This window comes from Paenibacillus sp. FSL H8-0332, from assembly GCF_037963835.1.
Taxonomy (GTDB): domain Bacteria; phylum Bacillota; class Bacilli; order Paenibacillales; family Paenibacillaceae; genus Paenibacillus_AQ; species Paenibacillus_AQ rhizoplanae.
This window is the reverse complement of record NZ_CP150145.1, coordinates 1994417-2007473: the sequence shown is the minus strand read 5'-3', so window position 1 is coordinate 2007473 and position 13057 is coordinate 1994417. Positions and strand designations below refer to the sequence as shown.

Below are 13057 nucleotides of genomic sequence, written 5' to 3'. Positions count from 1 at the left end.
GGGGGGAAGACAATGAACAAAGCCAATACAGCAGATCTGGCGCTGATGGATGAAGAGGTGTTCTATGAGCGGCTTGCAAGTGAGCACCGTAAACTGTATACGCTCGCGTACAGCTACCTGCGTTCCGAAGCGGATGCCCTGGAAGCGGTGCAGGAAGCCTCGTGCCGGGCCTGGATGAAGCGCAAACAGCTTAAGAACGAGCAGGCCTTCACACCATGGCTGCTCCGGATTACCATCAACTGCTGCATGGATGAGCTAAGGCGTAAAAAACGCGTTGTGCTGACAGAGAAGCTGGAGGAGGAGCCCCAGGAGATGAGGAGCAGCGACCGTCTCGATCTGGAGCGGGCGATGAGCCGGATCAAGCCGAAATACCGGCATGCCGTGATGCTCAAGTATTACCAGGATATGACGACCACTGAAATTGCCAAGGTACTGAATAAGCCCGAAGGCACGGTCAAAACCTGGCTGCGTGAAGGACTTAGGCTGTTACGGAACTATTTGTGAGCATATGGGAGGTGACAGAAATGTTGGAAAAAGAAGAGCGTGTCCTGAAACAGGATGCCCAGGAGATCCATCTTCATGCAGAGGAGATTCAGGAATTGAAAATTTATAATGCTATGCGCAGTGGAATGACGCAAGGGAAAAAACGCAGCAAACGGCGTTTCTATTCCTATGGGGCCGGCGCCGTATTAGCCGCTGCCGCAGCCATTTTTGTGATTGTCTCATCCATCGGCTTGCCATCTGGAGGTATAGACGATTCCGGCCTCAGCGGTTCAGTGCAGGCGGCCAGCACCAAAAGCTGGAATAATTTTGCGGACTATCGTAAGCATCGCTTAAATAACGCGCTGGTTGGCGACATCCTGGAACGAAATCTGGTAAAGCCGGTCCGTCAAAGCGCAACAAACAATGGGTACCGTATGGATGTGGATGGCGCCGTCACGGATGGCCGTAAAGTGTATATCCTGTTCAGCGTGCACAACGATACGGATAAAGAAGTTAATCCTAGGCATACGAAATTTCAATTCGGTGATTTCGAGGTTCCAGATCCACATCGGGGCGCAGCCCTGGAAATGGCGTACGCCAGCGACTCCCGGATTCAGCCCGGCGAGAGCAAGGATTTTATTTATTCCACTAACTATCCGGCTTCCTTCACTGATTCCAAGGAGGTTAAGTTCACTGTAATTCTCACCGGAACGTCCGACCAGGCTCTCGCTTCCAGCAGCAGCAAGTATCGGACCGGCCTGGAGGTATCGTTTCAGCTTGATCCGGGCAGGTTCAAAGACCAGGAGCACACGCTGCCTGTGAATCGCACGCTTACCGTGGACGGGCAAAAGATCAAAGTGCGCCAAGTACAGTATACTCCGTTCAATACTTATGTCGATCTGGAGTATGACAAGGCGAACACCAAACAGATTTTCAGCCTGCTGAATCCTGTTCTGACCGCAACAACCGGGAGTCAAACCGAGAAATTAGTTTATCCGGGCAGAATCACGGCCGATAATTCCGAGGTGTACAAAGACACCTCGCAGGCAACACTGGTGTTCAGGTATACCGAGCTTAACCAGCCGGACTCCACCACGCTAAAGATTGCCGGTATCTCGGCGCTGGAGCCGGACCGTATGAAATTTGTGGTCGATCTGAACAAGCAGCAAGTGATTGAAGCACCGGCAAACGATTGGGAAATGGTCACATCCAAGGAAGAACATCATGCAACAGCGGCAGAGATTCTGCTCCGGCGTAAGGTGACCCATCTGTCTTATTTCACCGATTCGCAAGGGGCGGTACAGGCGGAGAACATCGGCGCACAACTGGCTGACAAATTCACCGATGCGAACGGCCAGGTGCATAATAGAACGAATCGGGAAACGCCACTAATCGACTTCGGCGGCACCATGATCTCTAGAGATGGTACGGGAAGCAGTGAGATAAGTTTATCTTTTGACAGTCAAGCTGCAGATTATCCGCAGCCGCTTACCCTATCGGTAGAGCGTATCTGGAATCCAATTGTGGAGACGCACAGTATCGAGCTATTCGCGAAGAAATAGAATACAGTAAGAAGCCCCGCCCAAGCCGACAGGCTGGCGGGGCTTCTCCCTTACTTAATCCCTATAGCTGCAGTATAAGCATTCCGCTGCTTCGTCCGTTCCCTAATTAATTTTGGTAAGCTGCCATTTCTGGGCATCGGTTCCGTTGTCGGTCCATTGCTGCACGACCGCTCCGTCTGCGGTGGAGGAGTTCGAGACATCCATGGCCAGCCCGCTGGCTTTGGAGATCAGCTTGTAATATCCGCCGCCCACATCGACGATGCTCCACCGCTGGGCGTTGCTTCCGTTATCATTCGCCTGCTGAAGCTGGACTCCGCTTGCCGTGGAGGCGTTCGGCACATCCAGCAGTTTGCCGCTATGCATCGCTGTGAGCTTGTAAAAGCCGTCCCCCGTACTCTCCACTCTGAATTGCTGATTGGCCGCGGTGTAATTAGTCCACTGATGCATTTTGGCTCCGTCTGCCGTAGAGACATCCGTCACATCCAGTACCTTGCCGCTCACCTTGTTCATCAAGGTGTAGACTCCGCCGCTGACAATGCCGCTCGAAGGAGCACCCGCCTGATACACCCGCACATAATCCACGAGCATCTGTGCCGGGAAGGGGGTTGCCCCATTAGGAGCGCCCGGCCAGTTGCCGCCCACCGCGAGGTTCAGCAGCAGGAAGAACGGTTTCTGGAATTCCTCCGTATTGCCGGTTCCGTTCTCAATATAGAATTCATTGAACTGGTTGCCGTCCACGAACCATCTGATGTACTTCGAATCCCACTCTACGCTGTACACATGATATTGAGAGAAGTCCAGATTACCGGATACCCTTCCGAATTCGGCATGGCCGCCTGCATCCCAGTGCACCGTACCGTTGACGGAGGCATTATTATTCACCCGCTCCATAATATCGATCTCGCCGCAGGCAGGCCAGCCGGGCGGGGTGTTGATATTGGAGCCGAGCATCCAGAACGCAGGCCATAATCCCTGGCCGGAGGGCAGCTTGATTCTGGCCTCGATTTTGCCATAGGTGAAATTCTTGAGTCCCTGTGTCTTAATCCGTGCCGAGGTATAATTCATGCCTTCATAGGATTCTTTCTGCGCCGTGATGACCAGGTTGCCGCCGGTTACCTTCAGGTTCTGTGAACGGTTCGTATAGTATTGCAATTCATTGTTGCCCCAACCGCCGGTTCCTGTGCCGATCTCAGCCGTCCAGTTAGCGGTGTTCAGGGAGGAGCCGTCGAACTCATCGCTCCAGGCCAGATTCCAGCTTGCTGCGCTTGCGCTCCCCGCTGGGATCAGCGCGATTAATAATGTGAACAGCATGAACAAACTTAAAACTTTACCTCTTCTAAACATCTTCGTCCTCCTCTTTTGCGTTTCAAAGTTGCCCGCCTTATTTCAATGCACGCGTACGTTCGTGCAGTTGAAACCTTACCCAACCGGTTTCGGACATGATCATTGGCAGCGCCTTCTTCTGCTACATCCCATATATATCGCTTTTGCTTCCCGGAAGAACCAGAAATTTGACAATTCAGCGAACCCCGGTGGAAAAGGAGGGGCCGTCCTTTCGGAAGAGACGGCCTCATCAAGCCCAACCACAGCAAAAAACCGCTCTCCAACGGAGACGGTTCATGCTTTTGCAAAGGTTATGCCGTTATTGCCGTGCCGTACTACTCGAGTCCGTGCTCTTCGCGGATCTTATACATCCCTTGCACGAGCAGCTCCGAAGGATCACGGTTAAGCTGCATATGCGTCAGTAACAGATGGAGCGGAATAGCGCATACGTTATTTCCGTCCGTGATGGCAGGGAAGCCTGCTTCAAAGACCGGTCCATGCTCCTCGTTCCAGGCCAGACCGGCATGTACTTGCTCCGGTGCGAACTCCTCCGTTACAGCAGCGATACACATCGGAACCAGCACATTGTCGACAGCAGCCTTGGCTTCCTCTTCACTGGCAAGCGGCTTAGGCATGGAGTTGCCTCCCTTGGTCTTCATCAGCTCGTGGAAGAAGGAGGCCATCCAGATCTCCGGACTGTTACCGGACTGGAAGCGGCCAGCCAGCTCACGAAGGAAGAAGCCGCAGTAATAATCAGCGTTATCTTTATCCTTCACACGGAATACAAATACCGGGCCGTAGTTGTCCAGGTTCAGCACCTGTCCTTCCACATCGCTGAAGCTCATTTTGAGAGCTACAATGCCGTTATGAAAAACAGCCTTGAGCAGCTCATTCCAGTTCTCTTCAGTCATGGCCTTCTCGGCAGCTTCCGCTTCCCCGTTCACCGGCTCATTGGTGGTCTCATTGGTTGTTTCGTTTGTCATAATTAAATTCACCCCACTTTCTATCATACCATCCTATTGAACAAGGTAACATACCATATCTCTCAACTCAAATGGAAAGCTCTGCCGGACCCGGATGTATGTCCTTATGCGCAAGTGCTATACTAGACAGGGTACAGAAACCATATCATCTTGCAGAAGGGAATGACCCTAACCATGAATACCGAACAATTGGACCGGATTCACACTGGCCAAGGCTTTATAGCTGCTCTGGATCAGAGCGGAGGAAGCACCCCCAAAGCACTGCTGCAATACGGTATTAAGGAAGACCGTTATTCAGGGGACGAAGAGATGTACACCATGGTTCACAGCATGAGAACACGCATTATTCAGAGCCCCGCCTTTACAAGCGAGCATATTCTCGGTGCAATTCTGTTCGAGAACACGATGGACCGCCTCATAGACGGGCAATATACCGCCGATTACCTGTGGGAGCAGAAGGGCGTCGTGCCTTTTCTCAAAATAGACCAGGGACTGGCCGCTCCTCAGCAAGGAGTCCAGCTCATGAAGCCTATTCCCGCCCTTGATGACCTGCTGAAGCGGGCAGTCAGCAAGCATATCTTCGGCACCAAAATGCGCTCCGTGATCCATGAGGCGAACCCGGAGGGTATCCGGCAGGTCGTTCAGCAGCAGTTCGAGCTGGCCCGGCAGATCGCCGCCTTCGGACTCGTTCCGATTATTGAACCGGAAGTAGATATCCTCAGCAAGGACAAGCAGAAGTCAGAGCAATTGCTGAAAGGTGAACTGGCCGCACGCTTGTCTGAGCTGGCAGATGGCGTGAAGGTCATGCTCAAGCTGTCGATCCCGACAGAGGATAATTTATACAGCGAGCTCGCCGCAGATCCCCATGTGGTTCGGATCGTAGCACTCTCAGGAGGGTATACCCAGGCTGAAGCCAACGAGAAGCTCGCCCGGCAGCATGGAGTGATTGCCAGCTTCTCCCGCGCCTTGTCCCAGGGTCTCAGCGATCAGCAGACGGAGGAGGAATTCGGCCGCACCCTCGCTGCGTCGATCCAGGCCATCTATGAGGCTTCGATTACTTAAGCCCGCTGCCTGTCCGTCTGTTCTCTTGTTGGTTTGATTGACAGACTAAGCCCCCAGGCCATTAGGCCCGGGGGCTATTAACTGTTGTCTAAGCTTGTAACATCATTAGACTTGCTTCAACCGCTTAATTCCCTCATGCACCCTAGGCGCTACCTCTGTCCCGAAGAGGCGGATGGCCTGCATCACCTGAGCATGCGGCATGGAGCCGTGCGGGACATGCAGCAGGAAGCGTGTGATCCCTACATGCTCGTAGAGGTGGATGATTTTGCGGGCAACTGTGTCCGGGTCGCCCACATATAGAGCACCGTCAAAGCTGCGGGCAGCATCGTAATCCGCACGGTGATACGAAGGCAGCCCTTTCTCCACCGCCCGGACATTCGTCCGCGCATGTGTAGACGGGAAGAAGCCCTCTACCGCAAGCTCGTCCGTCTCCGCAACATAACCATGAGAGTGCGTTGCAATCGGAAGCTTGGACACATCATGACCAGCCTTGGCTGCTGCCTCCTTGTAGAGCCGTACATGCATGGCATAATCGGAGGGGTTCACATTACCGATAATCGCCAGAGCAAAGGGCAGACCCAGGGTACCCGCACGGACCGCAGACTCCGGAGTTCCCGCACTCGCAATCCATACGGGCAGCGGATTCTGCTCCGGACGCGGATAGATCTCCAGATTCGTTATAGCCGGACGGTGTTTGCCGCTCCAGCTCACCTTGCCGGGCTCCCGCAGCTTGAGCAGCAGGTCGAGCTTCTCGTCAAACAGCTCTTCGTAGTCCTTCAGATCATAGCCGAACAGAGGAAACGACTCGACGAACGAGCCCCGGCCCACCATAATCTCGGCACGGCCGCCCGATATTCCGTCCAGTGTTGCGAAATCCTGAAATACCCGCACCGGATCGGCTGAGGACAGAATCATGACTGCACTGGTCAGGCGGATTCGGGTCGTCAGCGGTACAGCCGCCGCCATTAGCACAGCAGGCGATGAAGCTGCAAAATCAGGCCGGTGATGCTCACCCACGCCGTATACATCCAGTCCCACCTGATCCGCAAGCACGATCTCCTCCACCACTTCGCGCAGCCGCTCCGCATGGCTTAGAGTCACTCCGGTATTCACATCAGGCGTTGTCTCGACAAAGGTGCTTATTCCAAGTTCCACGCATTGTTCCTCCTAGAAGTCAGTAATTCTACTATTTTTCCCAAACGATGCCCATAGCCCAGCCCATTTTTTGCAAACGACAATCAGGCAATAGATTTCCGTACAACTCGTGATATTGTTGTTCTGATTTATACTTATCGGATGTTACATGTTCGAGCCAAGATCTGGAGGTTTGGTGGTTGAATATGCGGACAGCATTCCTGAATCCGAATTTGCGGATATGAGGAATGAACTCAATTACCGCACCCGCAATGTACACGTATGCCGGCGGAGTTTCTCTTTCCGATACATTATCCAGAATTACAAGCTTCCCCCCGTCATTCAGCAAGCTTTGCAGCTGGCGGATCACTTTTGGAATATCATTCAGATGATGGAAGGTGGTTCTGCTCACGATGAAGTCGAACTTTCCATCCAACACGAGGTTTTCAGCATCCATATTCAAATAGCTTGTATTGGAATGCTGACGCTTCGCTGTGGCGATCTCCAGCATCTCATCTGAAATATCAATACCGATTACCTCACCGAATTGAGCTGACAATTCATTCACTAATATTCCGGAACCGCAGCCGACATCAAGGGCTCGCCCGGTTTGCACGGGAAGGTTGTTCATGAAAAAAGAATAGTCATTGAGTAACGTGTTCACAAAATCATATTCTTCCGCAACCTTGTTAAATTGATGAATGGTTATCTGCACACCTGTCCCCTCCTTATTTCACCAGCTCCTCCAGGCTGCCAAAGGCACCGGAGGCAGATTTCAGCTTGGATTCGCCTCCGACCACACAGAAGTAATTCTGCTGTGTTACCGCCTCAAGCAGACTGGCATAGCTCCTGATATCCCCGGCAGTGGCCGACAGAATTTCATTACGCTCCTGCTGAAGATCTTCCGCAGTAATCTGCTCGAAATAATGCCGGTCCGCCTGACGGCCTGTAGCGCCGGGACTCAGCGGCTGGTCCAGCATGGCCAGGGTCCCTATAATCGCCCTCTCCATCTCCGCTTCATCTGCTGCATATTCATCTGCAAACAGAGAAGCACGGTCATAGACCTCCAGCGTCTCCAGCAGGTTCGGATCACGGTAGGAAGTGAATAGAAGTACCCCGTCGCGGCGCAGGAGCAGATTGCCGCCATACGCACCGCCCTTGACCCGGACCGTATTCCACAGGTAGGTCAGGCTGAGGATCTTCTTAAGCACCTGCAGCTTGCCGGAATAGGCGAAGCCCAGCTTCTTGTAATCATAGCCTTTAACTACATACTGTACCTGGCTCGCGGACATGAAGCCTTCGTTTACCCCCTGGCCCTGTGCAGACAAGAGAGGCTGAGAATCCACCGCCCGGCTGCCCAGGTCCAGCTCCTGCACATGTGCAGCGAATTCCGCATACGAATCCGCCGTACCGGTGAGGGAGAGCGTCAGATTCTGCGTATTGAACAACAACCCGCAGATTTCCTTCAAGGTATCCGCAAGCCCCTCCGCCTGCTGGTCAATGGTGCGGGCCAGCTCCTTAATGAAGCGGTAATACGCCACGCCGCCAAGCTGCTCCTCGTACATCCCCCGGTCCGAGAAGTAGGACAGCACCCGGCTGGCTGCAATCTCATTGCCTTTCTGGGTCAGCATCGCCTCCATGCCGGAGGCTTCCCGGCGGACAATCTCCTGCAGCTTGGACAGGTTATCCAGATTGCTGCCGTAGAGCAGCTCATGCAGCAGCTTCAGAGAACCGCCGATGTTGCCCTGCATGACCTTGATCCGCGCGCTGAATTTGGCCTGATAGCTGCCTTCCGCAGATTTCCCGGCTCCGAACACTTCATTCTGAAAACGGATGCCCCCGGTCGAAATTCCGATTTCACTGGTCAGCTCCTCAATACTGTAGGCTTCCGTCTCCAGTTGTCCAAGCACTCTCGCCAGCAGCTCCAGATAAGGAATCTGCTGCGCAGCAAGCACGCAGGTGTCCCAGTACAACTTGATATAGGCAATTGTACCGGCAGCCACTTCATGATGCAGCACCTTAATCCCATCCAGAGCATACTCCACTGTGGGTACCCCGGCCGGGGCTATAGGGTTAATGTCCTGGAGAGTCAGCTTCGGCAGCTTCTCCAGCTCCTCTGAGGGGTCAGGAGTGTTCTGCCGGGCCAGCAGCTTCTGCGTGCTAAGCACCAGTTCATCCAGTTGGGCCGGGGCCAAAGACGCTTTGTATGACGCCAGACGGCTGCGGACCGCCGCATCCTTTTCCCCCGCCAGGGTCTGAGAGGGATGGAGGACAACGACACTACAGTGGTCACTGTTCAGCAGGTAGGTCTCAATCAGGCGCTCGAAATAACGGTTGGCACTTTGTTCACGGATCGCCGCAAGCGCCGCTTCATATTCCAGATACGTGGACGGCAAGCCGTCATACAGCCAGGCCTTCATCACTTCCATGTTGTAGGTGAGACCCTTCGGATATTGGCTGAAATCGGCTTCACGCAGTTCAAATTCCTTGCTGTTCACCGCAGCGAGCACCAGCTTCTCATCCAGACCGTCCGCAGCAAGGCGGCTCAGAGTTGCTCTGACCAGATTCACGAACTCCTCCTTGGCTTCAGGATTAGAATGTGTCAAGGCAATACCCAGCATAGGCTGAACCATACTATCTGAATAAAAAGCAACCACATCCTTGCCCAGGCCGCTCTCCAGCAGCGCTTGCTTCAGCGGGGCCGCATTGCTGTCCATCAGCATGCTTTTCAGAATGGCAAAGGCCAGATTCAGCTCCCGGTCCAGAGAGGTCCCAATTACATAATTCAAGCTCAGGTATGTCTTGTCGGCAGCCGTTTCCGTCTCCAGAATGGGATACTCCGCCGTAAGCTGGGTCATGCCGGCCGGTGCCTGTAGTGCAATCGAAGTATCTATAGCCTTGCGGGTATAGCGGCTGAGGTATTCCTCATGGATAAACTGCAGCCGTGCTTCGATATTCAGGTCGCCATAGAGATAAAAATAACTATTCGACGGGTGATAATAATTCCGGTGCGCCTCCAGAAACTGCTCATAGGTCAGGGCAGGAATATGCTGCGGGTCACCGCCGGAAGAGTGACGGTAGATCGTACCCGGGTAGAGCGATTTTTTGATTCGGTCAATCAGCACTGTCACTGGCGAGGAATACGAACCCTTCATCTCATTGTAGACGACGCCCTTGTAGATCAGCTCATCCCCGGAATGCGGCAGCTCATAATGCCAGCCCTCCTGCTCGAAGATCTCCGGCTGACTGTAAATATTCGGCTGAAAGACGCTGTCCAGATAGACCTCCATCAGATTGGCGAAATCCTGGTCATTCTGGCTGGCTACCGGATACATCGTTTTGTCGCCAAAGGTAAAAGCGTTCAGGAACGTCTTCATCGAGCCCTTCAGCAGCTCCACGAACGGTTCCTTTACCGGGAATTTGTCGGAGCCGCAGAGGACCGAATGCTCCAGAATGTGAAACACTCCCGTGCTGTCCGCAGGCGGAGTCCGGAACGTAACACTGAACACCTTATTGTCATCCTGATTCTGTACATAGAGCAGCCGTGCGCCGCTCTGCTGATGCTCCAGCGTGTATACGGAGGATTCGATTTCCCGTATGTACTCCTTGCGTATCACTTGAAACCCGGAATAGACCTCACCTGCTATTAAGCTGCTCATATCTTTCCCCTCCTTAGTTCAGGGCTGCCCTGATTCCATGAGCTTATCATATCCGGGGTTTCCGGTTCCACTACCGGCTGCATAGAGGCCGGACTAACGAATTGCAGTCTACTGCTCTGACGCTACGAAATTCTAGACCCGGCTCAACCGCTCAACTGCCTGCTGCTCATCCGCTACGAAAAATACATCCTTCCCCTGGTTGCATTCATAGATGAAATCACGCAGACTGCGGCTGGTATAGCTGCTGAAATCACCCACCACGGCTGCCTTCACCTGATAGTTAATGAACTTCTGCAGAATCTCACCGGCCAGCCGAGTCTTGAGGTCGAAGAACTCCTCGCTCAGCAGCCCTTTATGGATCACGATCCGGTCGCAATCTGTCTCATAGCGTACCGTTGCCATTAGATCGAGCGCGCTCTGGACATTCCCGACCACGGCCTCGTTGCCGCTCACTATAGCGATGACTCTGCCGCCTGCTTCTATAGTTGTTATGTTCATGGTTACAACCTCCTGATCGAATATGGTAGAATATGCGGATAGCTTATAACAGCAGCAACTGAATTGTACAGCAAAGGATGGATATTGATGAAGCTTAGTATGAATTGGATGACACTCAGGGTACGTAATCTGGAGGCTTCCCTTGACTTCTATCACCGAATTCTAGGGCTTCCTGTGGAGCGCAGATTCGAGAGCAGAGGGAAGCAGATCGTCATGCTGGGGATAGAGGGGCAGCCGAAGCTTGAGTTGATAGAGGGTAGCGACCCGCCATTGAAGCCGGAGTGCGGAGTGTCTGTAGGGTTCGAGGTCGCATCGCTGGACGAGGCTATGGCGGAGCTTGGTAAGGAAGGAATCCCGGTAGCACGCGGCCCCATAGCGCCGAATACCAGCCTGCGTTTCTTCTATATCCTGGACCCTGATGGCTTCGAGGTACAGCTTGCAGAGCATATGTAGGGGTAAAACTACTTCCGGAATTTGCGGATGCATAATGTATCCGCTTTTTCGATTACATTCGGCCCACGCGCCATCCCCGGTCCCAATGTATTCGGTTTACCGCACACATCTCTCAAAACAGCAAAAAAACGGCATTTCTGCCGTTTCTTAAGGGATGGACTCTCAGGGGCTCGAACCCTGGACAAATAGATTAAGAGTCTACTGCTCTACCAACTGAGCTAAGAGTCCGTATGGTGTCTATGTATGTTTCTTCTAGACGATGATCTCTAAGCTGACTGCGTCCGATCAAAAGTACTTTCATAGTATACTTTTTTGAACGGGCGCTGTCAACTGTTTTATTGAAACTTTCTCACACCCGGCTATAAACTGCTGTCTACACGCGATTCTTCCGCATCATCACCACATACACCGGGAGTCCGGCAAGCGTGATGCCAATCCCTATAAGTGAGCGCAGCGGATCACTGATGATCGTGCTGGCCAGGATATAGAGACCCCCTGCTACGCCAAGAATCGGGGTGAACGGATAGAGCGGCACACGATAGCGGCCTTGTACGGGCGGCAACTTCCTGCGCAGGAGGAACACACCGAACACGCCCATAGTGAAGAAGATCCAGAGCACGAACACCAGCAGATCCGTCAGCGTATTGAAGGTGCCCGAGAAGATGTAGACCACCGCCAGCACACTCTGAAAAACAAGCGCATTCGCCGGTGTCTGAAACTTCGGATGAATGCTGCTTAGCACCCGGGAAAACGGAATTTGTCCCCGCTCCCCCATCGCCTGCGGCACCCGTGCTGCGGTCATGAGATAACCGTTCAGCGCACCCAGTACAGAGACGATAATGCCTGCCGTAATAAAGGCTCCGCCGCCGCTACCGAACAAAGCCTCAGCCGCATCGGCTCCCGGAGTCGGGGACGACACAATCTGGTCATAGGGCAGCGCCTGAAACACCGCAATATTGAACAACACATACACAGCGATAACAAAAATAACACCGATCGAAATGACTTTCGGCAGCGTCCTGGCCGGGTCCTTGATCTCTCCCGCCATATTGGTGACGCTGATCCAGCCGTCATAGGCCCAGAGTGTGCCGAGCACCGCAGCTCCAAAGCCTGCACCCGCAGCCGCTGTACCGATGCCGCCGAATCCGGGAGCCAGATCCGAGAACAGCCCGACGCCCACAATGCCTGCTACCGGAATCAGCTTGCCTACCGTGGCCACCGTCTGAATGATCCCGCCGAACTTCGTCGCGATGACATTCATCAGCAGTATGAAGGCCAGAATGCCCACCGCAAGCAGCTTCTGCTGCCATGCACTCAGCGGCAGGAAGTAACCGGAATAGGTAGCAAAAGCAATAGCCAGCGCCGCTACAGAAGCCGGATAGGAGATTACCGCCTGAACCCAGCCGAGCAGATAACCGAACACTCCGCCGTACAATTCACTTAAATAAGTATATAGACCTCCCGACTTCGGAATGGCGGCCGCAATCTCCGCCACACTCAGCGCCGAAGCCAGGGTAATGATCCCCCCAACACCCCAGGCCAGAATACTCATCCACGGGCTACCCGCATTATTCAATACAATTCCGGGCTTCAAAAAAATCCCCGATCCGATAATCATCCCGACCACCAGGGCCAGCGCTTGCATGAACGTAATGCTTTTCGTTAACGGCTTTGTTTTCATGATGTGATTCATTGTCCTTCCGTTCTGTGAAATATTTATCATACTTTTATTTCTCTATTTAACCTGTTCACCCCTCTTTTAGAGCCGGAGAAATTGGTTATAAACCAAACTTTCCATTGTAACTAACACTATATGGAAGATATACTGAAGCCTGGGCGTATTTCCCTGGGCATAGCTGGTTCGCTCAGCGCCACAACCTTCGAGGAGGCATATACTTTT

General features: G+C 53.2%; 11 protein-coding genes and 1 tRNA gene. 4 read left to right on the top strand and 8 right to left on the bottom strand.

The genetic code is table 11. The features are described 5' to 3' along the window. Positions 1 to 12: 12 nt before the first annotated feature. Together NST43_RS08665 and NST43_RS08660 are read left to right on the top strand one after the other, a co-directional pair. Complete coding sequence (locus tag NST43_RS08665) at positions 13 to 504, top strand: sigma-70 family RNA polymerase sigma factor (RefSeq protein WP_339223783.1); 492 nt, start codon at positions 13 to 15, stop codon at positions 502 to 504. A gap of 20 nt (positions 505 to 524) precedes the next feature. Then, positions 525 to 2045, top strand: a complete 1521-nt coding sequence (locus NST43_RS08660; protein ID WP_339223782.1) for a DUF4179 domain-containing protein — start codon at positions 525 to 527, stop codon at positions 2043 to 2045. Between the two features lie 102 nt (positions 2046 to 2147). Here NST43_RS08660 and NST43_RS08655 read toward each other — a convergent pair whose 3' ends face one another. Together NST43_RS08655 and NST43_RS08650 are read right to left on the bottom strand one after the other, a co-directional pair. Beyond that, a complete protein-coding gene (locus tag NST43_RS08655; RefSeq protein WP_209994265.1) occupies positions 2148 to 3389 on the bottom strand; it encodes an RICIN domain-containing protein in 1242 nt (413 codons plus the stop codon). Positions 3390 to 3703: 314 nt separating this feature from the next. Further along, entirely contained in the window at positions 3704 to 4351 is a 648-nt protein-coding gene (locus NST43_RS08650; RefSeq protein ID WP_209994266.1) for a hypothetical protein, read from the bottom strand. Between the two features lie 174 nt (positions 4352 to 4525). Here NST43_RS08650 and NST43_RS08645 point away from each other — a divergent pair, with 174 nt between their 5' ends. Next, positions 4526 to 5413 carry a fructose bisphosphate aldolase gene (locus tag NST43_RS08645; protein ID WP_209994267.1) on the top strand — a complete coding sequence of 296 codons (888 nt, stop codon included), beginning with the start codon at positions 4526 to 4528 and terminating at the stop codon, positions 5411 to 5413. 105 nt (positions 5414 to 5518) lie between these two features. On the opposite strand, the gene NST43_RS08640 is transcribed toward NST43_RS08645, so the two are convergent. From NST43_RS08640 to NST43_RS08625, 4 genes are all read right to left on the bottom strand, one after another. After that, on the bottom strand, positions 5519 to 6568 hold the full coding sequence (locus tag NST43_RS08640; RefSeq protein WP_339223779.1) for an Atu2307/SP_0267 family LLM class monooxygenase: 1050 nt from the start codon (positions 6566 to 6568) through the stop codon (positions 5519 to 5521). 31 nt (positions 6569 to 6599) lie between these two features. After that, positions 6600 to 7262 (bottom strand): class I SAM-dependent methyltransferase, encoded by a 663-nt coding sequence (locus NST43_RS08635; RefSeq protein ID WP_339223777.1) that lies wholly within the window; start codon positions 7260 to 7262, stop codon positions 6600 to 6602. A gap of 13 nt (positions 7263 to 7275) precedes the next feature. Continuing rightward, positions 7276 to 10206 carry an insulinase family protein gene (locus NST43_RS08630; RefSeq protein WP_339223775.1) on the bottom strand — a complete coding sequence of 977 codons (2931 nt, stop codon included), beginning with the start codon at positions 10204 to 10206 and terminating at the stop codon, positions 7276 to 7278. A gap of 132 nt (positions 10207 to 10338) precedes the next feature. Then, the gene (locus NST43_RS08625; RefSeq protein WP_339223773.1) at positions 10339 to 10704 is read right to left on the bottom strand and encodes a DUF4180 domain-containing protein; all 366 of its coding nucleotides are present in this window, start codon (positions 10702 to 10704) and stop codon (positions 10339 to 10341) included. An 87-nt stretch (positions 10705 to 10791) separates the two neighbouring features. On the opposite strand from NST43_RS08625, the gene NST43_RS08620 reads away from it, so the two are divergent. Beyond that, entirely contained in the window at positions 10792 to 11157 is a 366-nt protein-coding gene (locus tag NST43_RS08620; protein ID WP_209994271.1) for a VOC family protein, read from the top strand. A 155-nt stretch (positions 11158 to 11312) separates the two neighbouring features. Here the strand turns inward: NST43_RS08620 and NST43_RS08615 are convergent. After that, positions 11313 to 11385 (bottom strand) — tRNA-Lys (locus tag NST43_RS08615). 145 nt (positions 11386 to 11530) lie between these two features. Next, positions 11531 to 12838: an amino acid permease gene (locus NST43_RS08610; protein WP_339223771.1), complete on the bottom strand. Its 1308-nt coding sequence runs from the start codon at positions 12836 to 12838 to the stop codon at positions 11531 to 11533. Positions 12839 to 13057 lie beyond the last annotated feature (219 nt).